The 26,277-nt window shown below is 73.2% G+C and carries 24 protein-coding genes and 4 tRNA genes; 8 read left to right on the forward strand and 20 right to left on the reverse strand.

The window, feature by feature from the left end; translation table 11 throughout:
* Positions 1-439: 439 nt before the first annotated feature.
* Both rplL and rplJ read right to left on the reverse strand, forming a co-directional pair.
* Positions 440-829 (reverse strand): 50S ribosomal protein L7/L12, encoded by a 390-nt coding sequence (gene rplL, locus G1H19_RS01970; RefSeq protein ID WP_152731642.1) that lies wholly within the window; start codon positions 827-829, stop codon positions 440-442.
* A gap of 16 nt (positions 830-845) precedes the next feature.
* On the reverse strand, positions 846-1,487 hold the full coding sequence (gene rplJ, locus G1H19_RS01975; RefSeq protein ID WP_152731641.1) for a 50S ribosomal protein L10: 642 nt from the start codon (positions 1,485-1,487) through the stop codon (positions 846-848).
* 343 nt (positions 1,488-1,830) lie between these two features.
* On the opposite strand from rplJ, the gene G1H19_RS01980 reads away from it, so the two are divergent.
* Positions 1,831-3,147 carry an SAM-dependent methyltransferase gene (locus G1H19_RS01980; protein ID WP_235928190.1) on the forward strand — a complete coding sequence of 439 codons (1,317 nt, stop codon included), beginning with the start codon at positions 1,831-1,833 and terminating at the stop codon, positions 3,145-3,147.
* A 130-nt stretch (positions 3,148-3,277) separates the two neighbouring features.
* Complete coding sequence (locus tag G1H19_RS01985) at positions 3,278-4,111, forward strand: DUF1295 domain-containing protein (protein ID WP_152731639.1); 834 nt, start codon at positions 3,278-3,280, stop codon at positions 4,109-4,111.
* A gap of 82 nt (positions 4,112-4,193) precedes the next feature.
* Here the strand turns inward: G1H19_RS01985 and rplA are convergent, their stop codons facing one another.
* The 5 genes from rplA to G1H19_RS02010 all read right to left on the reverse strand — a co-directional run bounded on the left by rplA (position 4,194) and on the right by G1H19_RS02010 (position 7,347).
* On the reverse strand, positions 4,194-4,913 hold the full coding sequence (gene rplA, locus G1H19_RS01990; RefSeq protein WP_152731638.1) for a 50S ribosomal protein L1: 720 nt from the start codon (positions 4,911-4,913) through the stop codon (positions 4,194-4,196).
* 141 nt (positions 4,914-5,054) lie between these two features.
* The gene (gene rplK, locus G1H19_RS01995; RefSeq protein ID WP_152731637.1) at positions 5,055-5,483 is read right to left on the reverse strand and encodes a 50S ribosomal protein L11; all 429 of its coding nucleotides are present in this window, start codon (positions 5,481-5,483) and stop codon (positions 5,055-5,057) included.
* A 112-nt stretch (positions 5,484-5,595) separates the two neighbouring features.
* A complete protein-coding gene (gene nusG, locus G1H19_RS24820) occupies positions 5,596-6,519 on the reverse strand; it encodes a transcription termination/antitermination protein NusG (RefSeq protein ID WP_162393205.1) in 924 nt (307 codons plus the stop codon).
* Between the two features lie 49 nt (positions 6,520-6,568).
* Positions 6,569-7,180, reverse strand: a complete 612-nt coding sequence (gene secE, locus G1H19_RS24300; RefSeq protein ID WP_162393204.1) for a preprotein translocase subunit SecE — start codon at positions 7,178-7,180, stop codon at positions 6,569-6,571.
* 94 nt (positions 7,181-7,274) lie between these two features.
* Positions 7,275-7,347, reverse strand: a tRNA-Trp gene (locus G1H19_RS02010).
* A 207-nt stretch (positions 7,348-7,554) separates the two neighbouring features.
* Between G1H19_RS02010 and G1H19_RS02015 the strand changes: the two genes are divergently transcribed.
* Positions 7,555-8,808 carry a pyridoxal phosphate-dependent aminotransferase gene (locus tag G1H19_RS02015; RefSeq protein WP_152731636.1) on the forward strand — a complete coding sequence of 418 codons (1,254 nt, stop codon included), beginning with the start codon at positions 7,555-7,557 and terminating at the stop codon, positions 8,806-8,808.
* Here the strand turns inward: G1H19_RS02015 and G1H19_RS02020 are convergent.
* The 9 genes from G1H19_RS02020 to G1H19_RS02060 form a co-directional block, all read right to left on the reverse strand.
* Positions 8,805-10,247, reverse strand: coding sequence for a M1 family aminopeptidase (locus G1H19_RS02020; protein ID WP_235928189.1), 1,443 nt, complete (start codon positions 10,245-10,247; stop codon positions 8,805-8,807). The genes G1H19_RS02015 and G1H19_RS02020 overlap by 4 nt on opposite strands.
* The gene (locus tag G1H19_RS02025; RefSeq protein WP_162393203.1) at positions 10,244-10,672 is read right to left on the reverse strand and encodes a MaoC family dehydratase; all 429 of its coding nucleotides are present in this window, start codon (positions 10,670-10,672) and stop codon (positions 10,244-10,246) included. The genes G1H19_RS02020 and G1H19_RS02025 overlap by 4 nt, the downstream gene beginning before the upstream one ends.
* Complete coding sequence (locus G1H19_RS02030; RefSeq protein ID WP_152731634.1) at positions 10,669-11,115, reverse strand: MaoC family dehydratase N-terminal domain-containing protein; 447 nt, start codon at positions 11,113-11,115, stop codon at positions 10,669-10,671. The genes G1H19_RS02025 and G1H19_RS02030 overlap by 4 nt, the downstream gene beginning before the upstream one ends.
* 28 nt (positions 11,116-11,143) lie before the next feature.
* Positions 11,144-11,308: a 50S ribosomal protein L33 gene (rpmG, locus tag G1H19_RS02035; protein ID WP_152731633.1), complete on the reverse strand. Its 165-nt coding sequence runs from the start codon at positions 11,306-11,308 to the stop codon at positions 11,144-11,146.
* A gap of 86 nt (positions 11,309-11,394) precedes the next feature.
* Positions 11,395-11,468, reverse strand: a tRNA-Met gene (locus G1H19_RS02040).
* Between the two features lie 46 nt (positions 11,469-11,514).
* Positions 11,515-11,587, reverse strand: a tRNA-Thr gene (locus G1H19_RS02045).
* A gap of 125 nt (positions 11,588-11,712) precedes the next feature.
* Positions 11,713-14,112, reverse strand: coding sequence for a putative bifunctional diguanylate cyclase/phosphodiesterase (locus tag G1H19_RS02050; RefSeq protein ID WP_152731632.1), 2,400 nt, complete (start codon positions 14,110-14,112; stop codon positions 11,713-11,715).
* A 560-nt stretch (positions 14,113-14,672) separates the two neighbouring features.
* Positions 14,673-16,805, reverse strand: a complete 2,133-nt coding sequence (locus G1H19_RS02055; protein WP_152731631.1) for a hypothetical protein — start codon at positions 16,803-16,805, stop codon at positions 14,673-14,675.
* Positions 16,802-17,083 (reverse strand): hypothetical protein, encoded by a 282-nt coding sequence (locus tag G1H19_RS02060; RefSeq protein ID WP_152731630.1) that lies wholly within the window; start codon positions 17,081-17,083, stop codon positions 16,802-16,804. Before G1H19_RS02060 ends, G1H19_RS02055 begins: the two co-directional genes overlap by 4 nt.
* A 98-nt stretch (positions 17,084-17,181) precedes the next feature.
* On the opposite strand from G1H19_RS02060, the gene G1H19_RS02065 reads away from it, so the two are divergent.
* Positions 17,182-17,610: a pilus assembly protein TadG-related protein gene (locus tag G1H19_RS02065; protein WP_162393202.1), complete on the forward strand. Its 429-nt coding sequence runs from the start codon at positions 17,182-17,184 to the stop codon at positions 17,608-17,610.
* Between the two features lie 57 nt (positions 17,611-17,667).
* On the opposite strand, the gene G1H19_RS02070 is transcribed toward G1H19_RS02065, so the two are convergent.
* Positions 17,668-17,749 (reverse strand) — tRNA-Tyr (locus G1H19_RS02070).
* Positions 17,750-17,840: 91 nt separating this feature from the next.
* Here G1H19_RS02070 and G1H19_RS02075 point away from each other — a divergent pair.
* Entirely contained in the window at positions 17,841-18,332 is a 492-nt protein-coding gene (locus tag G1H19_RS02075; RefSeq protein ID WP_152731629.1) for a YajQ family cyclic di-GMP-binding protein, read from the forward strand.
* Positions 18,333-18,372: 40 nt separating this feature from the next.
* Here G1H19_RS02075 and htpX read toward each other — a convergent pair whose 3' ends face one another.
* Positions 18,373-19,245, reverse strand: coding sequence for a zinc metalloprotease HtpX (htpX, locus tag G1H19_RS02080; protein WP_202925953.1), 873 nt, complete (start codon positions 19,243-19,245; stop codon positions 18,373-18,375).
* Positions 19,246-19,445: 200 nt separating this feature from the next.
* On the opposite strand from htpX, the gene G1H19_RS02085 reads away from it, so the two are divergent.
* Together G1H19_RS02085 and G1H19_RS02090 are read left to right on the forward strand one after the other, a co-directional pair.
* The gene (locus G1H19_RS02085) at positions 19,446-21,425 is read left to right on the forward strand and encodes a 2-oxoacid:acceptor oxidoreductase subunit alpha (protein ID WP_152731627.1); all 1,980 of its coding nucleotides are present in this window, start codon (positions 19,446-19,448) and stop codon (positions 21,423-21,425) included.
* Entirely contained in the window at positions 21,422-22,546 is a 1,125-nt protein-coding gene (locus G1H19_RS02090; RefSeq protein WP_235928188.1) for a 2-oxoacid:ferredoxin oxidoreductase subunit beta, read from the forward strand. Before G1H19_RS02085 ends, G1H19_RS02090 begins: the two co-directional genes overlap by 4 nt.
* A gap of 83 nt (positions 22,547-22,629) precedes the next feature.
* Here G1H19_RS02090 and pdxR read toward each other — a convergent pair whose 3' ends face one another.
* Positions 22,630-24,042 carry a MocR-like pyridoxine biosynthesis transcription factor PdxR gene (gene pdxR / locus G1H19_RS02095; protein WP_235928187.1) on the reverse strand — a complete coding sequence of 471 codons (1,413 nt, stop codon included), beginning with the start codon at positions 24,040-24,042 and terminating at the stop codon, positions 22,630-22,632.
* A 252-nt stretch (positions 24,043-24,294) separates the two neighbouring features.
* Here pdxR and G1H19_RS02100 point away from each other — a divergent pair, with 252 nt between their 5' ends.
* Positions 24,295-25,020 (forward strand): pyridoxamine 5'-phosphate oxidase family protein, encoded by a 726-nt coding sequence (locus G1H19_RS02100; RefSeq protein WP_235928476.1) that lies wholly within the window; start codon positions 24,295-24,297, stop codon positions 25,018-25,020.
* Here G1H19_RS02100 and G1H19_RS02105 read toward each other — a convergent pair.
* The gene (locus tag G1H19_RS02105) at positions 25,004-26,215 is read right to left on the reverse strand and encodes a PQQ-dependent sugar dehydrogenase (protein ID WP_152732150.1); all 1,212 of its coding nucleotides are present in this window, start codon (positions 26,213-26,215) and stop codon (positions 25,004-25,006) included. The genes G1H19_RS02100 and G1H19_RS02105 overlap by 17 nt on opposite strands.
* Between the last annotated feature and the right edge of the window lie 62 nt (positions 26,216-26,277).

The raw sequence follows: 26,277 nt of genomic DNA on the forward strand, positions 1-26,277 counted from the left end.
CTCCTCCGGGCACCCCTGGTGACCCGTCTCGGCGGGCGACAGTTGTCAGAGGGCAGCGCAACAGGAGACCCTACCCTCGCTCCGGGCCCGTGTCCACGCGGGTACCGCGCGGGCGACGAGGACCACACCCGCGCGGGGGGCGACCCTGGCCGGCCACGACGGCCCGCGGACGGCGGGACGGGGGTGGTGCCGCCGGAGATGATGCCAGCGACGGCGCCCGCCGGCAGCCGCCACGCCGCTCGCTGTGGACGGCCTGCCCCTCTGAGCCCCATCCGCCCCACGGACCCGCTCCACACCTGCGCAGACGACCCGAGGGCCGGCCCGCATACGCGGACCGGCCCTCGGTGTGCTGCTCTTCCCGGCGTCTAGTGCCGAGCGTTCGGCCTCGTCGCAGGGTCCCGCACCGCGCGCAGCGTGGTGTGGGGGGCGACGAGGTCCTTCACTTGACGGTGACGGTGGCGCCGGCGGCCTCGAGGGACGCCTTGGCCTTCTCGGCAGCGTCCTTGGCGACCTTCTCCAGGACGGGCTTGGGTGCGCCGTCGACCAGGTCCTTGGCCTCCTTGAGGCCCAGGGACGTCAGGCTGCGCACCTCCTTGATGACCTGGATCTTCTTGTCGCCGGCGGCCTCGAGGATGACGTCGAACTCGTCCTGCTCGGGCTCGGCCTCGGCGGCGGCAGCGCCACCGCCGCCACCGGCGGCAGCGACGGCGACCGGCGCGGCGGCGGTGACGTCGAAGGTGGTCTCGAACTGCTTCACGAAGTCCGACAGCTCGAGGAGGGTCATCTCCTTGAAGGCGTCGAGGAGGTCGTCGGTGGAGAGCTTGGCCATGGTGGCTCCTTCTGGGTCAGTCGGCGCTGACCGCGGAGTCCGCGGCAGCAGTGTCGGGGGTGGTGGTGGCAGCAGAGGTGTCGTCGGCAGGAGCGTCCGCAGCGGCCGTGTCCGCTGCGACAGCAGTCGCGGCGGGGCCACCCTCGGACTCCTTCTTCTCCTGCAGTGCGGCGGCGAGGCGGGCGACCTGCGACAGCGGGGCCTGGAACAGGCCGGCGGCCTTGGTCAGGTTGCCCTTCATCGCGCCGGCCAGCTTGGCCAGCAGGACCTCACGGCTCTCGACGTCGGCGAGGCGGGTGACCTCGGCGGCGTCGACCGTGCGGCCCTCGACCACACCGCCCTTGACGACGAGCAGCGGGTTGGCCTTCGCGAAGTCGCGGATGGCCTTCGCGGCCTCGACCGGGTCGCCCTGGATGAAGGCGATCGCGGTGGGGCCGTTGAGCAGCGGGGCGAGGTCGGAGTGACCGACCGCGTCCGCCGCCCGCTTCGTCAGGGTGTTCTTGACGACGGCGTAGCTGCTGCCCGCACCGAGGGAACGGCGCAGCGTGGTCAGCTGCGCCACGGTCAGCCCGCGGTACTCGGTGAGCACGGCTGCGCTGGACTCCTGGAACCGCGTGGTGATCTCGTCGATCACAGCGGCCTTCGCCTGCGTGGGCATGGGCCTCCTCTCGTCGGTCGGGCGACCGTCGGACAGGACGCGGTCCGGCGCGAGCGAGGGGCCCGGAGACGAGGAACGCCCCGGCGCGAGGCGCACGGGGCGAGGGACGCGGGCGCGAGCACTGCTCGGCGACGCGGACGTCGTACCGTCCTCCTGCGCGGGTCGCCCGGTGACACCGGGACCTTCGATCACACGTGGACGTGCGACGACCGAGCGGTCTGGGGGGAACGACACCAAGCTACCACCGCCGGTGCACGCCCGCCCCGGCCGGGGCCATCCGGCAGCCCGGCCCACCGCGAACACCGCAGGACCCGTGCCGCCCCCGACGACCCCAGGAGCACCCGTGCCCACCTCAGTCCCCCGCCGCGACCGGACCGTCGCCGGCACCCTGGCCGGCCTCGTCGGGGAGGTCTTCGGCGGCACCGTGCCGGTGCGCATCCGCGCATGGGACGGCTCCGAGGCCGGCCCGGCCGACGCGCCGGTCGTCGTCCTGCGCAGCCGGACGGCGCTGCGCCGGCTGCTGTGGGACCCGAACGAGCTGGGCCTGGCGCGGGCCTACGTCGCGGGGGAGATCGACGTGGAGGGCGACCTGTCCGTCGGGCTGTCCCGGGTGTGGAGCCTGGTGCGGGCCCGCCCGCCGGTGCTCCCGGGCCGCCGGGACCAGCTGCGCTGGGCCGGGACCGCGCTGCGGCTGGGCATCGTCGGTCCGCGGCCGCCGGCACCGCCGGAGGAGGCGGTGCTGGACGGGGAGAAGCACAGCACCGGCCGGGACAGCGAGGCGATCAGCTACCACTACGACCAGAGCAACGCCCTGTACGCGACGCTGCTGGACGAGCACATGGCCTACTCCTGCGCCTACTACCGCCAGGACCCGGCCACCGACCCCGGCGCCGCGGACGGCAGCTACGGCGTCACCGAGGCGCAGCGGGACAAGCTGGAGCTGGTCTGCCGCAAGCTGGGCCTGGAACCGGGGATGCGCCTGCTGGACGTCGGCTGCGGCTGGGGCTCGATGATCCTCTACGCGGCCGAGCACCACGGCGTGCACGCCACCGGTGTGACCATCTCCGCCCAGCAGCGCGACCACATCGAGAAGCTGGTGGCCGAGCGGGGCCTGGCCGACCGGGTCACGGTGCGGCTGCAGGACTACCGCGACGTCCCGGTCCCGGTCGAGGGCCCCTACGACGCGATCTCCTCGATCGAGATGAGCGAGCACGTCGGTCAGGAGCAGTACCCGGTGTACGCCGCGACCCTGTACCGGCTGGTGCGGCCGGGTGGGCGGGTGCTGGTGCAGGCGATGAGCCACCCCAGCGCCCCCGGCGGCGGGGCGTTCATCGAGCGGTACGTCGCCCCCGACATGCACATGCGGCCCACCTGGGGGACCGCTGCGATGCTGGCCCGCCCCGGGCTGGAGCTGCGCGACGTGGAGAGCATCCGGGAGCACTACGTCTGGACCGTGCGTGCCTGGGCGGACACCCTGGAGCGGCGCTGGGACGACGTCGTGGCCGAGATCGGGGTGGCCGGGGCTCGCATCTGGCGGCTGTACCTCGCCGGCGGCGGGCTGACCTTCGCGGAGAACCGGATGGGCGTGGACCAGTTGCTGTTCGTCCGGCCGCTGCCGGACGGGCGCAGTGGCATGCCCGCCACCCGGCGAGGCTGGTGACGGGTCCGACAGCTCGAGGACCCGACTGCCCCCCACGCCACGCTCTGCGCGCCGCGGGACCCTGCAGCCGGGCCGACAGGACAGACTGCCCAGCGAGGCCGACGGCGAGGTGGAACGGAAGGAGATGGGCATGGACTGGGCTGCGCTGGGCCTGAACGCGCTGCTCACCCTGGGCGTCACCCTGGCGGTCTTCACGGCCACCTGGCTGCTGGCGCTGCGGTTGGGGCGGCACTCGGTCGTCGACGTCGTCTGGGGGTCGGGCTTCGTCGTCGTCGCGCTGGTGAGCCTGCTGGCGGCGCAGGCGGGTGGCCACGGCGACCTCGGCCGCTGGCTGCTCACCCTGGGCCTGACGGCCGCCTGGGGGCTGCGGCTGGCCGTGCACATCGGGGTGCGCAACGGCAGCCGGGAGGACCCGCGCTACGTGGACATCCTCGCCCGGGCGACCGGGTCGCCGGCGGCGCACGTCTACCGCCGGGTCTACCTGCCGCAGGCGGCGGTGCTGTGGTTCGTCTCGCTGCCGCTGCAGGTGGCCGCGTACCAGGAGGGCCCGCTGTGGTCCGGGGCGTCGCTGGCTGTCACCGTGCTGGCGATCGTGGTGTGGGCGGTCGGGCTGTACTTCGAGGCCGTGGGCGACTGGCAGCTGGAGCGCTTCAAGGCCGACCCGGCGAACGCCGGACTGGTCAACGACCGTGGCCTGTGGCGCTACACCCGGCACCCGAACTACTTCGGCGACGCCACCGTCTGGTGGGGGTTGTGGCTGCTGACGGCCACGCACTGGTCGGGCTGGGTGTTCGTGCTGTGCCCGATCGCCATGACGCTGAACCTGGTCAAGGGCAGCGGCGCGGCCATGACCGAGCGCCGGATGGCCAGCAGCCGCCCCGGTTTCGCGGAGTACGTGGCCCGCACGAGCGGCTTCGTGCCGCTGCCGCCCCGCACCGAGACGCCGAACGGCGCCGCCCGGTAGGGGACGGCGCCGTTCGCACGTAGGCCCCGCTACAGGGTCCCGCACCGCGCGGAGCGTGGCGTGGGGGCAGCGGGGTGCTCCTTCAGTTGGCGGGCTCGTCCACCAGCAGGTTGCGGGTGCGGTTCGGGTCGACGGGGATGCCCGGGCCCATGGTCGTGGAGACGGTGACCTTGCGGACGTACCGGCCCTTGGCCGCGGACGGCTTGGCGCGGAGGACCTCGTCGAGGGCGGCGGCGTAGTTCTCCACCAGCTTCTCCTCGTCGAAGGAGGTCTTGCCGATCACCAGGTGCAGGTTCGACTGCTTGTCCACGCGGAAGTTGATCTTCCCGCCCTTGATGTCGTTGACCGCCTTGGTGACGTCCGGGGTCACGGTGCCGGTCTTCGGGTTCGGCATCAGGCCGCGGGGGCCGAGGATGCGGGCGATCCGGCCGACCTTGGCCATCTGGTCCGGGGTGGCGATGGCGGCGTCGAAGTCCAGGAAACCGCCCTGGATGCGCTCGATCAGGTCCTCGGAGCCCACGACGTCCGCGCCGGCGGCCTCGGCCTCGGCGGCCTTGTCACCGGTCGCGAAGACGATGACGCGGGCGGTCTTGCCGGTGCCGTGCGGCAGGTTGACGGTGCCGCGCACCATCTGGTCGGCCTTGCGCGGGTCGACACCCAGGCGCATGGCGACCTCGACGGTGGCGTCGTAGGACGTGGTCGACGTCTTCTTCGCCAGGCCGGCGGCCTGCAGCGGGGAGTAGAGCGCGTCCTTGTCGACCAGCTCTGCTACGGCGCGGTACTTCTTGCTGTGCTTGGCCATGATGGTCCTCTCTCGGGGGCTGCTGCCCCACTCCTGTGGTGAACGGGCCTGGCCGGCCCTCCCACGACTACACGTGATGGAACGGCCTTGGTGCAGGGTCCCGACCCGCGCGGAGCGTGGGTCGGGGGGCACCAAGGTCCTTCACTTGACGGTGATGCCCATCGACCGGGCGGTGCCGGCGATGATCTTCTCGGCCTGGTCCAGGTCGTTGGCGTTGAGGTCGGCCATCTTGGTGGTGGCGATCTCGCGGACCTGGTCCCGGGTGATGGTGGCGACCTTGGTCTTGTGCGGCTCGCCCGAGCCCTTCTCGACACCGGCGGCCTTGAGGATCATCCGCGCGGCCGGCGGGGTCTTGGTGACGAAGGTGAACGAGCGGTCCTCGTAGACCGAGATCTCGACCGGGATGACGTTGCCGCGCTGCGACTCCGTCTCGGCGTTGTAGGCCTTGCAGAACTCCATGATGTTCACGCCGTGCTGACCGAGGGCGGGGCCCACGGGCGGCGCGGGGGTCGCGACACCGGCGTTGATCTGGAGCTTGATGACCGCGGTCAACCGCTTCCTGGGGGGCATGACTTTCCTTCGTGAGTGACGTGACGGACGTGCGTGGTCTGGACTGGAACGGCCTCGGCGCAGGGACCCTTCCCGCGCGGAGCGTGGGGAGGGGGGCGCCGAGGCCCTTCCGCTACAGCTTCTGGACCTGGCTGAAGGAGAGCTCGACGGGGGTCTCGCGACCGAAGATCGAGACGAGCACCTGCAGCTTCTGCTGCTCGGCGTTGATCTCGTTGATCGTGGCCGGCAGCGTGGCGAACGGACCGTCCATGACGGTGACCGACTCGCCGACCTCGAAGTCGACGAGGGGGGCCGGGGAGGAGCTGGTCTGGGTCTCGGTGGCGGCCGCGGCCTTGGGCGTGGTGGCCGGGGCGAGGATCTTGACGACCTCGTCGAGGGTCAGCGGCGAGGGCCGGGACGTCGCACCCACGAAGCCGGTGACGCCGGGGGTGTTGCGCACCGCGCCCCAGGACTCGTCGACCAGGTCCATGCGCACCAGCAGGTACCCGGGGAAGACCTTGCGGTTGACCTGGGTGCGCTTGCCGTTCTTGATCTCGGTGACCTCTTCGGTCGGGACCTCGATCTGGAAGATGTAGTCCTCCATGTCCAGCGACTGGATGCGGGACTCGAGGTTGGTCTTCACCTTGTTCTCGTACCCGGCGTAGGAGTGCACGACGTACCAGTCACCGGGGGCGGTGCGCAGGGCGTTGCGCAGCGCCTCGACCGGGTCCTCGTCGGCCTCCTCGGCCGCCTCGAGGGTCTCGGTCACGAGCGGGTCGTGGTCCGGCGCCGGCTCGGCCAGCGGGTCGGCCACGAGGGCGGGGTCGACCGAGCCACGGGAGTTGCCCGCGCCCCCGGCGACGGCGTCGGCCACCGGGTTGTCGGCGGTCAGGTCGGCGGTGTCCACGGAGCCCTCGGCGGCGCCGGTCTCGCGCACGCCGGTCTCGACGTCGACGGACCCGGCCTCGTCCACGACCGCGTCGTCGAGGTCGGGGGCGTCGAGGTCGACGGCCTCGCCCACGGTGGTGTCCTCGTCGGGCTGGCGGGGGTCGGTCACGGGGTGGGTCACTTCCTTCTGGTGGTGGCGCTCGGGATGGGCAGGGGGATCAGCCGAAGACGGCGATCACGCCCTGGGCGAAGAGGACGTCGAGACCGGCGACCAGCGCCACCATGAACGACACGAAGATGATCACGACCGTGGTGTAGGTGATCAGCTCACGGCGACCCGGCCAGATGACCTTGCGCAGCTCGGCGACGACCTCGCGCAGGAACCGGCCGATGCTGCGCTTGTCCTTGAACTCCGCAGCGCGGGCACGCTCGGCCGCGGCGCGGGAACGGGTGCCTGCCGGCTCGGCCGAGGGCTCCGACCCGCGGGACCGCTGGGGCGCGGTACCGGCGCCGGCGGCGGTGGCTCCACCGGCGGGGCGGGCGCCCCGGCGGGTGCGCGGGCTCTCGTCGTCGTCCTCGTCCTCGGCGCCGTCGGCGACGATCCGGCCGCGACGACGGCGGGTGGGCGTCGCGACGACCTTGTCCTCGTCCTCGGAGGCCTCGGCCGCGATCGCGTCCTCGGCCGCCTCGAGCTCGCCGGCGTCCTCGACGCCCGGGGTCTCGGCGTCGATCTGCTCGTCGGTGAGACCGGCGTCGTCCGCTGCGTCGGCGCCCTCGGCGCGGGACGGGCGGGGCTGCCCGTTCTCGTCGCCCGGCTTCTCGTCGCTCACTGCGCCTCGCCTCGTCGTCGTCCGGTCGTGGGGTGTGCTGGTCACGTGCTCTGCAGCGCGTGGTGCACGGTGCCCACCCGGTGGGCGGCACGGGCAGGGGTGACAGGACTTGAACCTGCAGCCTGCGGTTTTGGAGACCGCTGCTCTGCCAATTGAGCTACACCCCTAGGGCCGGCCGGCTGCTGCTCCGGCGGCCCGGGTCCGGTGGACTCCGCCACCCGGTGCGGACACTGCCTCCGCCAGGAGATCGTGGGCACGCCGGTGGCGGGGTCAACGGACCCGCAGAAGAGCATACGTGACGCCGGAGCGGGGCGACGACCACCGCCGGGCACGCTGCCGCGACCCGGCCCACAGCCACCTGGGAGGATCCCCCCATGACCGCCACGTCACCGTCGCAGTCCACCCCGTCGACCGCCCAGCCGCAGCAGCGGCGGCGCGTGTCCCAGCGGATCGGCTCGATCGCCGAGTCGGCGACGCTGGCGGTCGACGCCAAGGCCAAGGCGCTCAAGGCCGCCGGGAAGCCGGTCATCGGTTTCGGCGCCGGTGAGCCGGACTTCCCGACGCCGGACTACGTGGTCGAGGCCGCGATCGAGGCCTGCCGCACCCCGGCCTACCACCGCTACACCCCGGCCGGGGGGCTGCCGCGGCTCAAGGAGGCCATCGTCGCCAAGACCGCCCGGGACTCCGGCCTGCAGGTCGCGGTGAACCAGGTGCTGGTGACCAACGGCGGCAAGCAGGCGGTCTACGAGGCGTTCGCCGCCCTGCTGGACCCGGGCGACGAGGTCGTCCTGCCCGCACCGTTCTGGACGACCTACCCGGAGGCGATCCGGCTGGCCGGCGGCGTCCCGGTGCCGGTGGTCGCCGACGAGGAGAGCGGCTACCTCGTGTCGGTGGGCCAGCTCGAGGCCGCGCGCACCCCGCGCACGAAGGTCCTGCTGTTCTGCTCCCCCAGCAACCCGACCGGCGCGGTGTACCCGCCGGAGCAGGTCGAGGAGATCGCCCGCTGGGCGCTGGAGCACGGCATCTGGGTGGTCACCGACGAGATCTACGAGCACCTGGTCTACGGCGGCGTCACCGCACCGTCGATGCCGGCACTGGTCCCGGAGATCGCCGGGCAGTGCGTCGTCGTCAACGGGGTGGCCAAGACCTACGCGATGACGGGCTGGCGGGTGGGCTGGGTGCTCGGCCCCGCCGACGTGGTCAAGGCCGCCACCAACCTGCAGTCGCACGCGACCTCCAACGTGGCCAACGTGTCCCAGGCGGCCGCCATCGCCGCGCTGGAGGGCGACCTGTCGGCGGTGGCGACCATGCGCACGGCGTTCGACCGGCGGCGGCAGACGATCGTGTCGATGCTGCGCGAGATCCCCGGCGTCGCCTGCCCCGAGCCGCAGGGTGCGTTCTACGTCTACCCGTCGGTCAAGGCCCTGCTGGGGCGGCCGATCGCCGGGCGCACGGCGAGCAGCAGCGTGGAACTGGCCGAGATCATCCTGGAAGAGGCGGAGGTCGCCGTCGTCCCCGGTGAGGCCTTCGGGACGCCGGGCTACATCCGGATGTCCTACGCGCTGGGGGACGACGACCTGGTCGAGGGCGTCAGCCGGATGCAGCGGCTGCTGACCCAGACCGCCTAGTCCGTCGGTGTGGCCGGGCCGCCCGTCGATCCGGCCACGCCCGCGGGCAGGTCGTCCTCGTCGAGGGCACCGGCCCGCACCAGCACGTCCAGGGCCGCCGGCAGCCCGGCCAGCGCCGCGGCGAGGTCGTCCGGCGTGGCGGTGGTCCAGGCCTGCGCGTCGACGTAGCAGCGCAGCGCAGCGTCGAAGGCGGGCCCGCCGGCGGCCGCACGGGCCGCCAGCAGCGCGGCCGCGCCCTTGCCGTAGACCAGGCGCAGGTAGCCGTCGTCGTCGGACTGGTCGGCCATGGAGCCGCCGACGTCGCCCGCGCCGTCCAGGGCGTCGGACGGATCTGCCGCGCCGTCGACGAGCGCCTCGGCGTAGGTCGCGAACGCCTCGTCCAGCCATGGGTCGCGGAACTGGTCGTCGCCGACCATCCCGTAGAACCACATGTGGGCCACCTCGTGCACCAGGACGTCGGTGCGCGGGCTCGCCATCAGGATCGACGAGGGGTACTCGATCCCGCCGCCGTAGGGCGGCAGCAGCGGCACTGTGAGCGTCGCGTAGGGGAACGGGCCGAAGCGGTCGGCCAGGGCACGGACCGCCTCGGCGGTGCGCTCGGCGAGCTGCCGGGGGGTCAGCTCGGCACCCGGCAGCACCCCCGCGGTCACCCGGACGCCGTCCACGTCGAGCTCGGCGGTGCCGAACCGGCCGACGGCGACGCTGACGTCCCGTGCCACCGGCTCGGTGGACGTCCAGGTGCGGCGGCCGTCCACGACCGGAGACGGCGGGGCCTGGTCACCGGTCATCAGCACCACCAGGCCGTCCGGGACGCTCACCCGCACGGTCGTGTCGGCGACCGGGCTGGACGCGGTCTCCCCGATCACGCCGACGAACGGTGCGCGCGACCACCCGACGCCGGGCTCCCACGCCAGCAGCGGGGCACCGCTGGCCCACCAGGCGAGCCCGTCGTCGGAGCCGACCCGGTCGAAGCCGGCCGAGCCGAGGTCGAGGGTGAAGTCCAGCGTGACCTCGGTGGTCTCCCCCGGCTCGAGCTCCCGGTCCAGCCGCACCACGTAGAGCCCACCGGGGTCGGCCGCGCCCGCGCGCTCCACGACGCCCCGGTCCACGTCGTCCCCGCGGACGCCGTCGACCACCAGCCGGCTGCCCCGGGCGGCGGTGTCCGGGTTGTTCGGCACGAGCCGGAACACCAGCTCCGCGGTGGGCAGGTCGGGGGTGAAGCGGACGGTCTCGGTGCCGGTGACGCGCCGGAGGTCGTCGTCCAGGGTGAGGTCCAGCTGCACCACCGGCCGGTCGGGGTCGGGTACCGCGCGGGTCCCCGGGCAGCCCGTCGCCGAGGCGACCGGGGCGACCGGTGCCGTCTCGGTGAACGAGGTGCAGCCGCCGAGCAGCAGGGCCGCCGCCAGTGCCGCTGCGGCGGGCCGGCAGCCGCGGGTCACGACAGGTCGACGACGGCCCGGGCGAGGGAGAGCACCTTGTCGCCACCGCTGGTCACGGTCAGGTCGACGCGGACACGGCCGTCCTCGAGCAGCGCCGACACCCGCCCGCGGACGACGACCTCGGCGCCGGCGTCGTCGTCGGGGACGACGACCGGCCGGCTGAACCGCACGTGGTACTCCACCAGCGCGCCGGGGTCGCCGGCCCACGCGGTGACCGAGCGGGCCGCCAGGCCCATGGTCAGCATGCCGTGGGCGATGACACCGGGCAGGCCGACCTCGAGGGCAACGCGCTCGTTCCAGTGGATGACGTTGAGGTCACCGGACGCCCCCGCGTAGCGCACCAGGTCCGCCCGGGTGACCCGGTGGACCTGCTCGGGCAGCTCGGTGCCCTTCTCGACGTCGGCGAGGACCGGGCGGGGGCTCACGAGGCGCCCCGGCCGACCAGCATCGACGTGGCGGTGCAGACGGGCTCGCCGTCGTCGGTGGACACGTCGACGCGGGTGGTGAGCATGTCGTTGCCGGCGACCGAGCGCACGGCGTCGATCGTGGCGGTGCAGACCAGCCGGTCGCCCGCGCGGATCGGTCGGTGGTGGGTGAAGCGCTGCTCGCCGTGCACGACCCGGCTGTAGTCGATGCCGACGTCCGGGTCGTCCAGCACGACGGACCCGGCCCCCATCGTCACGACGATGGCGAAGGTGGGCGGTGCGATCACGTCGGGGTGGCCCAGGGCCCGCGCCGCTGCCTGGTCCCGGTAGGCCGGGTCCGGGTCGCCGATCGCGGTGGCGAACTCGGCGATCTTCTCCCGCCCGACCTCGTAGACGGCAGAGGGCGGGTAGCTGCGCCCGACCAGTCCTGCGTCCAGCGTCATGCTCCCCGCCCTCGTCTCGCCGCTGCGGTCAGCGGGTCTCGCGGTGGACCGTGTGCTTCCGGTCGGTCGGGCAGTACTTCTTCAGCTCGAGCCGGTCGGGGTCGTTGCGCCGGTTCTTGCGGGTGATGTAGTTGCGGTTCTTGCACTCCTGGCAGGCCAGGGTGATCTTCGGACGTACGTCAGTGGCTGCCATGAGCTTCCTCGCCTTGTTCTCGGTCGTTCAGTCCCCGACGGGTGCCGGACACGGCGACGGGCCCCGAGATCGGGGCCCGTCATGAGTAGCGGTGACCGGACTTGAACCGGTGACACAACGATTATGAGCCGTTTGCTCTACCAGGCTGAGCTACACCGCCACGATGACCTCACGGCCCGGTCGTGGCGACTGGACCGGCTGGTCGGAGCCCCTTTACGGAATCGAACCGTAGACCTTCTCCTTACCATGGAGACGCTCTGCCGACTGAGCTAAAGGGGCCTGCTCCGAGGAGCCGAAGAGCACTCTACCCGACCCCGTCCGCGCCCGTCGCGGGGACCCGCCCGGAGCATGCGGGGCACCCGTGGGCCGCGCCGCTGCGGGTGTCCAGGGCCGGGCCCCACCGCTCAGGAGCGGACGAAGAGGCGGCGGTGGGTCGCCCCGGGCGCGGCGGAGCGCACCCCGGCCCGGGCCAGCAGCCAGCTCTCCAGCCGGTCCTCCGGCAGCGGGCGGCTGACCAGGAAGCCCTGCAGCTTGTCGCAGCCCATCTCGGCCAGCAGGTCCCGGGTCAGCTCGTCCTCGACGCCCTCGGCGACCACGCGCAGCCCCAGGTTGTGCGCCAGCTCCACGATCGACCGGGCGATGAACGACTCGCTCTGGCTGGTGGACATGCCGAGCACGAAGGACTTGTCGATCTTCAGCTCGTCGATCGGCAGCTGGCGCAGCTGGGAGAGGCTGGAGTAGCCGGTGCCGAAGTCGTCCATCGACAGCCGCAGGCCGAGGCCGTGCAGGTCGGCCAGCACGGTGGAGTTGCGTACCGAGTCGTCCACGACGCTGCCCTCGGTGAGCTCGAGGATGAGCAGCTCCCCGGGCACGCCGTGGCGGCGCAGCGCCTGGCTGACCCGGTCGACGAGGTCGGGCTCCATGAGGCAGCGTGCGGACAGGTTCACGGCCACGGACAGCGCGATGTCGTCGTCCAGCCAGCGGCGGCAGCGGGCCAGCGCCAGGTCGAGGACGAAGTCGGTGAGCGCGCCGATCCGGCCGATCTGCTCGGCCAGGCCGATGAAGTCGTCCGGGGAGATGTTGCCGTAGCGCGGGTGCGCCCACCGGGCCAGCGTCTCCACCGAGACGATGTCGGAGGTCTTCGCGTCGACGATCGGCTGGAACACCACGCTGATCTGACCCTCGGCCATCGCCGACTCGATCTCGGTGCCCAGCTGCAGCCGGCGCAGGCTCTGCTGGTCGAGCACGGGGTGGTAGGTGGCCACGCCGCCGCTGCTGGCCCGGGCGGCGAGCAGGGCGACGTCGGCGCGCTGCATCAGCGTGCCGGAGTCCCCGCCGTGCACCGGGGCCGCGGCGACGCCGATGGCCAGGCTGACCTCGAGGTCGAGGCCGGCCACCCGGGCGCGGGTCGCCGCCGCCTCGCGCAGCCGGCGGGCCGCGCGCTCGGTGGCGGCCAGCGACAGCCCCGGCAGCAGGATGGCGAAGCGCTCGCCCTCCATCCGGGCCAGGACGGCCTGCGGGGGCGCGTGCTCGCGCAGCAGGCCTGCGGTGACCAGCAGCAGCTCGTCGCTGGCCGCGTGCCCGAGCGTGTCGGTGATGTCGGTGTAGTTGTCCAGCGCGGCCAGCACCAGGCCGACCCGCGTGGTGGCGTCGGCCGACCCGAGCAGGTCGTCGATCTCCAACGCCAGCCGCTGCCGGTTCGGCAGCCCGGTCAGCCGGTCGTGGTCGGCGTCGTAGCGGATCTGGGTGAGCAGCTGCTGCTGCCGGATCGCTGCGTTCACGTGGGTGAGCATCGATGCCAGCACGGCGCGGTCACCGTCGGAGAACGAGACCGAAGCCATCCCGGCCCGGTCGCAGACCTCCAGGTAACCGGGCTCGCCGGCAGCGGTGGGGACCGCGGCGCCGAAGAGCTCCCGTGCGCCCCGGCGGTCCAGCGCTGCTCGCTCCCACTCGTCGGCGCGCGCGTGGGTCAAAAACACCGGGCCACCTGATGCCGCGAGAGCGGAGCGGCGGATGTGGTCGTCCGGGTCGCCAGGCCCGTCGAACCAGTCGGCCCCGTCGACCGAGTCGACGACCAGTCGCGGCGCCTCATCGAGGTACGGCGGCAGCCAGAGCGCCACCCGGTCGGCATTGAGCAGTGCGCGTACGGAGCGGACGATCGCCCGCGTGCCCGCCTCGTCCGGGGTCACGTCCTCGACGCGCCGGGCGAAGTCGTAGACCTTCTGCACGTCCCGGCGACCCCGGCTCGACTTCTCGTACACCCGGAACGCCGTGACAGCGGCCAACACGAGCGGGACTACGAGGACCCAAGCCCAAGGAGTCGCATCGGCGAGCACGAGTGCGATCACCCCGACGATCACACTGAGCAGCACTGTGACCGGCAGCGGCAGCAGGCCTACGGCCCACCAGCGCAAGCCGGGCCACTCGGCCGTGGTCGCGATCGCCAGTCCGACCATGGCGACGCTCGTCGCCCCCGTGACCAGCAAGGCCAGCGCGAGGGCCAGCCAGGTGAGCGGATCAGAGATGTCGTCGGTCGAGAACGCTGAGAGGACCGCAGTGGCCACAGCGACCTCAAGGACGCTGAGTGCCAGGTTGAACGCGAACTTCGCTGCAGGCGTCCGACTCGACGCCAGGACTACGGCCGCCGCAACGACGCGAGCAACGGCGGTCCACACACCGCCCACCTCGACGAGGCCGACGACGAAGGCGACCTCGTTCGCCGAGATCGTGATCCCGTGCTGCCGGAACTCGACGGAGATCTGGACCCTCTCGGTGACCCAGAAGGCCCCGAAGACCGCCAGCATCGCGAGAGGTGACGGAACTCCGCCCGCGGAGGGGAAGACGAGTGCCGCTGTCACCAGCGCCAGGACCGTCGCCAGAGCAGCAGGGAGCCACGGACGTAGCCATGGCTGCTGCGGTGGGAACGTCTCTTCCTGGAGCTCGGCCAACGGATGCCTGTCTGTCGGGGCAGGTACGCAGGCCGAACGCTAACAGTGAGTGATCGAGAGTCCGAGTTGACTCACTCGCACGGAGCATGATCCAGGGCGGTCGACCTGTGCCGACCGCCCTGGATCACGGGGCCTGGAGCGCTCAGCCCCAGCGCACGGTGCGGACGGAACGGGGCGACGTACGGGCGGAACGGGTGGCGGACATGGTGCCTCCTCAGGCATGGACGGACCTCGGTGAGCGGCAGCCTGTCCATGCGGGGGCAGAGCAGAGTTCGGCTGAGAACCGCTGCTCACAGTCTGCGACCAGGTACCCGATCGAGCAAGGTCCTGGAGATCACCATCGGGTGACGACGCTCGAACGAGTCACGGTCCGTCACCTCGGACTCACCATCGCCACACGAACGGGTGAGCGGAGCTCAGTTGTCGGTGACGCGGATGCCGTCAGCGGCCGTGGCCCGCTCGTCACCGTCGTCGGCCTCCAGACCCAGTTGCTGGGCGATCTCGCCGTACCCGTCGGCCGCGGTGCCCCGTACCGCGTCCCACACGGAGACACGCACGCCGATCGGGAGGCGCGCCTCGTAGCTGCTCCCCGTTTCCAACAGCTCCGCCGGCGACGCGTCGGGCCCGGGGTCGGGCAGGGCCCCGGCAGCCACCAGGCCGGGCAGCGCGGCTGCGATGGCCATCAACTTTGCGTCGGCGGCGCCCGTGCTGGGTGTCAGCTCGAGGGCCTCGCCCACGACACCCGACAGGTCCTCCGGGGCCAGCAGCGGGGCTGCCAGGGCGAAGAGCTTGCCCACGGCGTCGCCGGTCTTGCCCGGGAGGAAGCCGAGAGGCATCGTCGCAATGGCGAACGCACGCTGCCCGGCCTCGATCGAGCGTCTCCGACCGAGCACGTGCAGCTGGTCGGCCACGTGCTCGCCCCCGGCGACCGCGGCGACGAACGAGCCCTGCGCGTAGCTGGCCGGTCGCAGGTCCGCCCCCGCGACCACGGGAGCCTGCATCGCTCGCGAGGTCACCGCCAGCATCAGGGTCTCGCGGGCCCCGGAGTCGATGGCCACCAACCCGATCCCCCGGACCACCTGCAGCTCCGCCGGGGTCAGCGCCCGGCTCGGGACACCGAGACCACCGGCACCTGCGACCAGGAGCGGCTCGATGGCGTCCAGGTGCGAGGCGAGCAGCACGGCCACGTCGCCCGACAGCACCGCCAGAGCCTCCTGTGTCCGGTCACCGGGGCCAGTCCCGTCCAGCATCGACTGCAGGGACCCACCCGCGCCCTGGAGCGCCGCGAGCGCCACGGCCTCGGTCAGCGCCGGATCGGACTGCCTCACGGCAACGAGCACCGAGCTCAGGGAGGCGGCACCGTCGCTCCAGGGGCGACCGAGCAGGTGCCGCCATTCATGTGACTGGTCCAGGAAGGCCGCGGCAGCGGCAGGGTCACGGGCCAACTGGGTCAATCCGGCCTCCACCAGGCCCGCGGGCGGTACGGCCTCCGGGTCGGCTCCTCGGCGTTGCAGTGCCTGCTCCCTGTCGAGTGCCTGCCGGGTCCACGCGGCGGCTGTCGCCGAACTCACCCAACCGGTGCAGAGCACCCGCGCCATGCCCGCCATGACGTCTCGGTCCGCCACGCTGCCGGTACTCCGAGCGTCAGTCGGCAGGACCGTGGCGGTCAGCACGGCCGACGCAGCGCGACCGTCGCCACGAGCAGCGGCGCCCAGCACCCGACCCAGGACGCCCGGGAGCACGTCGTCACGATCGGGCAGCAGGCACCCCACCCGTTGCAGCAGGACGACGAGACCGTCGACGCCCAGACGCGCGATCAGTGCCACGGCGAAGGCCGGCTCGTCGAGGTAGGCCGCGTACTCCGCGGCAGTGGCGGACAGGTCTTCCGCCGTCTGCGGCATGACGAGCGCCGAGGCCGCCTCGAACCCCAGATCGGTCAGCTCCGGCGTACCCCAGCCGGGCAGGACCCCGGCCAGGTGCGCCGTCACGGCGGCCGCGCCCCGCGCTCCCCCGGAGACGGGGGCGAGCGCGGTCGTCAGCTCGGCGGCGGCCGCGGTGGCGTCGTCGGCGAGCTCCTGCACCAGGTCCGCGTGCCTCGTGGCACGGCCGGCGTCGCGCTCCCGGTATCCGTCCCGCACCACCTGGGCCGACGCCAACAGGGTGGGGTCGGTGGCCAGCTCGACCCCCGCGGTCGAGGGCATCCGGGCGGCGCACACGGCGCGGTCGGCGTCCTGCTCCTCCCGCAGCGCCGACAGCTGCGCCCGCACGTCCTCCATCAGCTCCCGGTGCCGGTCCAGCCGGGTGGCACCGGTGCTGAGCGCCAGGTACAGGTCACCGGCGACCACGCGAGTGGTGGCGAGCTGGACGGCGGCGGCCTCCGCATCGGTGCCCTGCCAGCCGGGTGTGGCGGCCACCGGCGCGGCGAGCCGGACGTCGAGCACCCAGGCGTCGAGCGCCGCGGCCCGCACCCCGTCGACGACGTCGCCGAGCAGCTGTGGTGAGCCCGGCGGGTCCGGCAGGGGGACGGCGTCCGGCAGGTCGAGGGTCACCGCGGCAGCGCCGTGCCGCGCGCGGGCAGCAGCGAGCCGTCGAGCCCGAGCCACGAGTCGGCGACCCCGGCCACGGTGTCGCCCAACCAGCCGAGCTCGCCCGCCAGCGCCCCGGCTGCCGCCCGCGCCCCGGCGGTGAACTCCTCGACGGCGGCCTGGAGCGGCCCCCCGAAGGACTCCGGCAGCAGCGGGCCCTGGACGTCCAGCGCCAGCTCGGAGCCCGCGCGCAGGGTGTCGGCGAGGGCGTACAGCTCCTCCGGGAGGACCTCGATCGTCATGCCGGGCAGTGTGACGCTGCCGGCAGCCCGCGCGGGGCCTCCTTCCACAGGGTGTGGACGGCTGCCGCAGGCACCCCGGACGCCCGTACCCTGCGCCGGTGGACCGCTGGGAGCAGGAACCGGAGCGCGGCTCCACGCTGCCCTTCGTGCTGGTCTGCTGGCTGGTCGCCGCCCTCATGGCCTTCGGGGCGATCTGCGCCTCGGACGCGTTCCTCGCCCAGCAGGAGGTGCAGTCGGTCTGCGACGGGGCAGCCGTCGCCGCGGCCAACCAGACCGACGAGGGCCTCGTCTACCGCGCCGGCGTCGGCGACGAACTGCCGCTGACCGCGGCGAGCACCGCGGCTGCGGTCGCGGACGAGCTGGCCGACGGCGGCCAGGCGCTCGACGCCTGGAGCACCGAGACCGACGGCGCCGAGGTGACGGTGCGCTGCTCGCGGTCGGTCGAGGTCGCCTTCGGCTGGCTCTTCCTGGGCGGGCAGCCGCTGGAGCGCACCGCCGTCGCCAGTGCCCGGGCGCCGACCGGGTAGTGGGCGCATGACGACGGCCCCCGACCTCGGTGAGGTCGGGGGCCGTCGCACCGGGCGTGGCGGGTGAAGGATTCGAACCTTCGTAGGCTAAGCCGACGGATTTACAGTCCGCTCCCATTGGCCACTCGGGCAACCCGCCGTGCGGTTGGTGCCTGGTGAGCTTACAAGAGGACGTGGGCGTCGTCCCGGGGGCACCCGGGCGCGTCCCGATGACGAGAGGAGACACACCGATGGCCGACGCATCGTTCGACGTCGTCAGCAAGGTCGACCGCCAGGAGGTGGACAACGCCCTGAACCAGGCCGGCAAGGAGCTGTCGCAGCGCTTCGACTTCCGCGGCACCAACGCCACGATCGTCTGGGCCGGCGAGGAGGGCGTGACCCTGCAGGCCGACACCGAGGAGCGGGTCGCCGCCGCCCTGGACGTGTTCAAGGAGAAGCTGGTCAAGCGGGGCATCTCGATGAAGGCGATCGACGCCGACGACCCGCAGCACTCCGGCAAGGTCTACAAGATCACCGCGAAGATCCAGCAGGGCATCGCCTCGGACAAGGCCAAGGAGATCGCCAAGGCGATCCGCGACGAGGGCCCCAAGGGCGTCCAGGCCCAGATCCAGGGCGACCAGCTCCGGGTCAGCGGCAAGAAGCGCGACGACCTGCAGGCCGTCCAGCAGCTGCTCAAGGGCAAGGACTTCGAGATCGCCCTGCAGTTCGACAACTACCGCTGACCTGACGGACGACCCCGTCGTGCGACACGGCGGGGGTACGTCACCCCAGATCGCGGGCCATGGCCTCCAGCCGGGCGATGCGCCGCGGCATCGGCGGGTGCGTGGCGAACATCGACGCCATGCCGGCGCCGCGGAACGGGTTGGCGATCATGAGGTGGCTCTGGGCCACGAGCCGGTCCTCCTGGGGCAGCGGGCGGGCGGTGACGCCCCGCTCCAGCTTGCGCAGCGCGTCGGCCAGGGCCATCGGGTCGCGCGACAGCGCGGCACCGGAGGCGTCGGCCTGGTACTCACGGCTGCGGCTCACCGCGAGCCGCACCAACCCGGCCGCGATCGGGCCGAGCACGATCAGCAGGAGGCTGCCGAGGGCGCTGCCGCCGCCCCGGTCGTCCTCGGATCGGCCGCCGAACAGCGAGGCGAACATCTCCATGTGCGACAGGTAGGTGACCACGGTGGCCATGGCCCCGGCCACCGAGCTGATCAGGATGTCGCGGTTGTAGACGTGCGACAGCTCGTGGGCCAGCACGCCGCGCAGCTCGCGGGCGTCCAGCAGTTCCAGGATGCCCTGGGTGCAGCAGACGGCAGCGTTGCGCGGGTTGCGCCCGGTGGCGAAGGCGTTGGGCTGGTCGGTGGGGCTGACGTAGAGCCGCGGCATCGGCTGGCGGGCCTCGGTCGCCAGCTCGCGCACGATGGCGTACATCTGCGGTGCCTGGGTCTCGGTCACCGGGAACGCCCGCATGGCCCGCAGCGCCAGCTTGTCGGAGTTGACGTAGGCGTAGCCGTTCACCCCGAGTGCGATCAGCAGCGCGACGAACAGTCCGCCGCGGCCACCGATGACGGCGCCTGCGGCCAGGATGACCCCGCCCATGAGGCCGAGCAGCAGGGCGGTCTTCAGACCGTTGTTCCAGCGGTGCACGTGGACCTCAACGTGCTCTGACCAGCGCCCGTTCCCCGTCGCCGGCCACCCACCCCCCGGGGGTGCGGGCCGCCGGGACCACCCGCACCGTGTCATCGGAGGACACGCGGGCACCCTGTGTGCCTTGCCTCACGGTCGGCTCTCACCGGCCCCCCGACCGCAACAGGCCCGTAACCTCGACGGGTGGAGGTACACCACTGATGACTGGAACCATCCCCGCAGGCACCCCCGCGCCCGGCGGCGTGAACGACGAGGTCTCCTCGGCCCCGGGCGGCCTGGTCAAGGACGTCGTCGCCCTGGACCGGGTGGTGATCCGGCTGGCCGGCGACTCCGGTGACGGCATGCAGCTGACCGGCAACCGGTTCACCAGCGAGACGGCGTCCTTCGGCAACGACCTGTCGACGCTGCCGAACTTCCCGGCCGAGATCCGGGCGCCAACGGGGACCCTGCCCGGGGTCAGCTCCTTCCAGCTGCACTTCGCCGACCACGACATCATGACGCCGGGCGACGCCCCCGACGTCCTGGTCGTGATGAACCCGGCCGCGCTGAAGGCGAACCTGGTGGACCTGCCCGGCGGTGGCCTGCTGATCGCCGACTCCGACGAGTTCACCCCGCGGAACCTGGCCAAGGTCGGCTACGCGACGAACCCGCTGGAGGACGGCTCGCTGGAGGGCTGGCAGCTGGTCGCCGTCCCGCTGACCAGCATGACCACCGACGCGCTGTCGGGCTCCGGACTGGGCAAGAAGGAGGCCGAGCGGAGCAAGAACATGTTCACCCTCGGCCTGCTGTCCTGGATGTACCACCGCCCGACCGAGGGCACGGTCCGCTTCCTGGAGCGCCAGTTCCGGAAGAAGCCGGAGATCGCCGCGGCCAACATCGCGGCCTTCCGTGCCGGCTTCAACTACGGCGAGACGACCGAGGCCTTCGCGGTCTCCTACGAGATCAAGCCCGCCCCGATGGCACCGGGGCGCTACCGCAACATCTCCGGCAACCAGGCGCTGAGCTACGGCCTCGTGGCTGCCGGCCAGCGGTCCGGGCTGCCGGTCTTCCTCGGCGCCTACCCGATCACGCCGGCGTCGGACATCCTGCACGAGCTGTCCAAGCACAAGTCCTTCGGCGTGCGCACCTTCCAGGCCGAGGACGAGATCGCCGGCATTGGCGCCGCCCTGGGCGCCTCCTTCGGCGGCGCGCTGGGGATCACGACGACGTCGGGTCCGGGTGTCGCGCTCAAGGCCGAGACCATCGGCCTGGCCGTGATGACCGAGCTCCCGCTGGTGATCGTGGACGTGCAGCGCGGTGGGCCCTCGACCGGCCTGCCCACCAAGACCGAGCAGTCGGACCTGCTGCAGGCGATGTTCGGCCGCAACGGCGAGGCCCCGGTGCCGGTGGTCGCACCGCGCTCGCCCGGGGACTGCTTCGACGCCGCGATCGAGGCCGCGCGGATCGCGCTGACCTACCGCACGCCGGTGATCCTGCTGTCCGACGGCTACCTGGCCAACGGCGCCGAGCCCTGGGCGATCCCCGACGTCGACTCGCTGCCCGACCTGCGGGTGGAGTTCACCACCGAGCCCAACGGCAGCGCCGAGGACGGCACCGAGGGCCAGTTCCTGCCCTACCTGCGCGACCCGGAGACGCTGGCCCGGCCGTGGGCCGTGCCCGGCACGGCCGGCCTGCAGCACCGCATCGGCGGGCTGGAGAAGGCGGACAAGACCGGCAACATCTCCTACGACGCCGCCAACCACGACTTCATGGTGCGCACCCGGCAGGCCAAGATCGACGGCATCGCGGCCAGCCTGCCGGCCACCGAGGTCGACGACCCGAACGGCGACGCGCGGGTGGCGGTCATCGGCTGGGGCTCCACCTACGGCCCGATCGGTGCCGCCTGCCGGCGGATCCGCCGTTCCGGCCGGTCCATCGCCCAGGTGCACCTGCGGCACCTCAACCCGCTGCCGGCCGACCTGGGCGAGATCCTCGCCCGCTACGACCGCGTCGTCTGCCCCGAGATGAACCTCGGGCAGATGGCGATGCTGCTGCGGGCGAAGTACCTCATCGACGTCGAGAGCCACACCCAGGTGCGCGGGCTGCCGTTCCGGGCGGCCGAGCTCGCCGCCGTCCTGCAGGACGTCATCGACGCAGGCGCGGCGCCCGCGGGCGCCGCCACGACCGGAGGACACGCGTGACCACCCTGCCCGACCCCTTGCTGTCACACCCCGACCCCACCGCCGGGCACGTCCACGACCTGGGCATGCCGGCCGCCGACCCGATCGCCGCAGCGGTCGCTGCTGGCGGGGACAAGCAGACGGCCCTCAAGGCCAAGGACTTCAAGACCGACCAGGAGGTGCGCTGGTGCCCCGGGTGCGGTGACTACGTCATCCTCAACGCGGTCCAGAGCTTCCTGCCCAGCCTCGGGATCGCCCGCGAGGACATGGTCATCGTCTCGGGCATCGGCTGCTCCTCGCGCTTCCCGTACTACATGAACACCTACGGGATGCACTCCATCCACGGCCGGGCGCCGGCCATCGCCACCGGGCTGGCCGCCTCCCGCCCCGACCTGTCGGTGTGGGTGGTCACCGGTGACGGCGACGCGCTGTCGATCGGCGGCAACCACCTGATCCACACGCTGCGGCGCAACGTGAACCTGACGATCCTGCTGTTCAACAATCGGATCTACGGCCTCACCAAGGGCCAGTACTCCCCCACCAGCGAGATCGGGAAGGTCACCAAGTCCACCCCGATGGGCTCGCTGGACCACCCGTTCAACCCGATCTCGCTGGCCCTCGGTGCCGACGCGACCTTCGTGGGCCGGGCGATGGACTCGGACAGGAAGGGCCTCACCGAGGTGCTGCGCCAGGCGGCGGAGCACCAGGGCACGTCGCTGGTGGAGATCTACCAGAACTGCAACATCTTCAACGACGGCGCCTTCGACCTGCTCAAGGACCCGGCCACCGGCGCTCAGTGGTCGATCCCGCTGGTTCACGGCCAGCCGCTGGTCTTCGGTCCCGACGGCGGCGCCTGCGTCGTCCGGGACGAGTTCGGCGGGCTGCGGATCGCCGAGACCAACCAGGTGGACGCCGCGCAGATCGTGGTGCACGACGCGCACCGCGAGGACCCGTCGTACGCGTTCGCACTGTCCCGGCTCTCGCACCAGGACCTGCGGTACACCCCGATGGGCGTGTTCCGCTCGGTGCAGAAGCCGGTCTACGAGCGGATGATGGCCGATCAGCTCGAGGACGCCCGCGCCGAGCAGCCGGCCGACCTCGGTGCCCTGCTCAGCGGCAACGACAACTGGGTCGTCGCCTGATGGAGGACCCCCTGCCCCCCACCACTCGCAGGTTCGTGGCGGGACCATGCAGGGGGCCGGGGGTGATGGCGGACCGCGCTGGCTCACCGTGCGCGGTCCTGGCGCCGCGCTGAACCGGGCTCTTTCGGGACGGTGGCGGTCAGCACGTCGGTGAGGATCGCCAGCGCGCCGACAAGCTCGGTGCGGGACGGGGCCGCCCAGCCCAGCACCATGCCCGACCGGCGCGGGCCGGCGGGCGACGCGTGGTGGCGGGCCAGGCCGTCCAGCAGCACACCCCGCTGCTCCGCAGCCGCCAGCACGGCCGCCTCGGTGGCCGCGTCGGGCAGCGGGACGACGACGTGCGCCCCGGCCAGGTCACCGTGCGCCACTGCCCCACCGGCCTCGACGGCCGCGAGGACCAGTGCCCGACGGGCCACCAGCTCGCGGCGCAGCCGGCGCAGGTGCCGGGACAGGTCGCCGCTGGTGGCCAGCGCGGCGAGCACCCGCTGCCCGGCGCGGGGCGGCCGGGTGCCGGTCCGTGCCCGCCGCTCGACCAGTCCGTCCCGCAACGGCCCGGGGGCCACCATCCAGCCCACGCCGAGCGTCGAGGACAGCACCTTGCTCGCGGTGCCCAGATGCACCACGACGTCCGGCCCCAGTGCGGCCAGCAGCGGCAGCGGCGCCACGTCGTAGCGCAGCTCGCCGTCGTAGTCGTCCTCCAGCACCCACCAGCCCTCGGTGCGGGCCCGGGCCACCAGCGCCGACCGCCGGGGCGCCGACAGCCGCCGGCCCAGCGGGTACTGGTGCGCCGGCGTGCAGTAGACGGCCGCCAACCGGTCCGGCAGCGCGTCGACGACCAGGCCGTCGTCGTCCACGGGCACCGGGACGACGGTGACACCGCGGTCGCGCAGCGCGCCGACAGCCCGCTGGTACCCCGGCTCCTCGACGGCGACCCGGGCACCCGCCGGCAGCAGCGCGGCGATCTCAGCGACCGCGGCGGAGGTGCCGCTGGTCGCCAGCACGTCGTCCGGTCCGGCGACCAGACCCCGGTGCCGCAGCAGGTGCTCGGCCACCGCAGCGCGGAAGCCCGGGTCGCCGTGCCCGTCCGGACGCCCGTCCGGGGCCAGGTCACCGGCGGCCCGCCAGGCCCGCCGCCACGCCGCCCGGTCGAGCACCTCCAGGCAGGGCGAGCCGGCCCGCAGGTCGACGTGCCCGGCCCCGCCGGCCGGTGCCGGGGTCACCGCCGCCGGCAGCACGGGCGGAGCTGCCGCGGGGCCGACCCCGGGGGTGCCGACCACGAAGGTGCCCACCCCGCGGCGGCCCTGCACCCAGCCCTCGGCCAGCAACTGGTCGTAGGCGGCGGCGGTGACCGTGCGACTCACGCCGAGTACGGTCGCCAGCTCCCGGGTGGAGGGCAGCCGGTCCCCGGGGCGCAGCGAACCGCCGACCGTCGCCCGGCGCAGCCCGTCGGCCAGCTGCACGGCGAGCGGCGCCGCAGCCGACCGGTCCAGCAACACCGGTGGCACCTCGGGCACCTCGACCTCCGTCTCTGACCCACCCCGATCCCGACCGACCCGCCCCGCCCCGCCCCCGCCCCGCCCCGCCCCGCCCCGCCAAGATGGCCATCTGGGCGGCGCCCTAATGGCCATCTTGGCGGCGCCTTGTTGGCCATCGTGGCGGAGCGAGGGGTCGCGACGTAGATTGTGGCCTGGTGAGATGACCGTGTATTGGCCGTTGGACCAGGCCACGGTGGCACGCAGGATGGTCCAGTGACCAGCTCATCCGTGCCCACCACCCCGCCCCGTCCCCCGACGGGGCAGCCCGCGGCGGCGGCGCTCTCGGCGACACCGCGCAGCACGATCCGGCGCGGTGCCCGGCGGGCGCGGACCGACCGCGCCGAGCTGTACGCCGTGCTCGACGCGGGGCTGGTCGGTCACCTGGGCGTGAGCGTCGACGGCAGCCCGTACGTGCTGCCCACCGGCTACGGCCGGGACGGCGACACGCTGTACCTGCACGGCTCGACCGGTGCGGCGACGCTGCGGGCGGCGGCCGCGGGCACCCCGGTCTGCTTCACCGTCACGCACGTCGACGGCGTGGTCTACGCCCGCTCGGCGTTCCACCACTCGATGAACTACCGCTGCGCCGTGGTGCACGGGGCGGCGAGGGTGGTCACCGACCCGGCGGAACGGCTGCTCGGCCTGCAGGTGCTCACCGACCACCTCGCGCCCGGCTCCTGGGCGGCCACCCGGCAGCCGGACCGGCGGGAGCTGGCGGCCACGGTGGTGCTGGCCCTCGACCTGGCCGAGGCCAGCCTCAAGGTCCGCACCGGCCCACCCGGGGACGACGAACGGGACGTGGCCGCGAACGCCGGCGACTGGGCCGGCGTCCTGCCGGTCAGCACGGTGCTGGGCGCCCCGGAGCCCTGCCCGCTGCTGCCGGACGGCGTCCCCGTGCCCGCCCGGGTGCGCGAGCGCGGGCTCAGCCGGCCGGGGTGACCCGCAGGACCTCGTCGGCGCCGCCGCCGTTGTCGGTGGTCACGTACAGGGCGCCGTCCACGCCGGTCTGCACGGTGCGGATCCGGCCGCGGCTGTCCTCCAGCTCGGGCAGCCGGAACTGCTCCACCAGCCCGCCGGAGCCGTCCAGCCGCAGGGCGAGCACACCGGTGTCCTTCTGCACGCCGAGCAGCAGCAGCCCGTCGTAGCTCCCCCACTGCGGGCCGTCGAGGAAGGTGGCACCGCTGACCGCGATCGTCGGCTCGCCGGAGGCCCAGGCGGCCGGCAGCACGTCGGCGGTCTCCGGGTCGGTCATCGGCACGCTCTCGTCGTAGACGCCCTGACCCACCGGGTCGTAGCCGCCGTTGCCGCCCGGGCGCAGCTGGGTCACCTCGTCGTCGCGGTCGGTGCCCTGCTCGGCGGCGAACACCGTGCCGGTGCCGGGCTGCACGGCCAGGCCCTGCACGTTGCGGTGCCCGGTGGTCCAGAGGTACGGGGACACGTCGGACCGGCCGAGGAACGGGTTGCCGTCCGACGGCTGACCCGTGCGCGGGTCCAGCCGCAGCACCTTGCCGGCCAGCGAGGTCAGGTCCTGCGGGTTGGTGCCCAGCGCGTTGTCCCCGGTGCCGACCAGCAGCTGGCCGGTGGGGTCGATGCGCAGCCGGCAGCCGCCGTGCCGGCCGGAGGCCTCGTTGACCGGGATGTCGTCGAGCACGGGGCGGGCACCGCGGGTGGCCGTCGTCCAGCCGGCGGACACCGTCCAGGACAGCACCGCGATCCGGGTGCCGTCGTCGTCGGTGATGCCCTGGCAGGTGTAGAAGGTGCGGGTGCCGGCGAAGTCGGGGTCCAGCACCAGCCCCATCAAGCCGGTCTCCCCGTCGGCGAACAGGTCGTCCATGTCGGCCTGCACCTGCTGCACGGTGCCGTCGGGCAGCACGGCACTGAGCCGGCCGTCCCGCTCGTCGACCAGCAGGGTGCCGTCGGGGGCCTGGGCGACGTCCCACGGGTGGTCCAGCCCGTCGGCGACCACCTCGACCTGCAACGCGGGTGCCCCGGCCGGCGCCGGATCCGGGGCGGCCGGGGGTGGGCCGCCGGTGGCCGCACTGGGCGACCCCGGCTGGTCGCTGCTGCAGCCGGCGAGCAGGACGCCGACGGTGAGGGCGGCCAGGGGCGCGGTGAGGCGTCGGGGCAGGTGCATGCACCCCAGCATCCCCGGTCCCGACCCGTGCCGGGGCCGGCCACGGACGCGTCCGGCGCCGC

The organism is Goekera deserti, assembly GCF_010685995.1.
GTDB lineage: Bacteria > Actinomycetota > Actinomycetes > Mycobacteriales > Geodermatophilaceae > Goekera > Goekera deserti.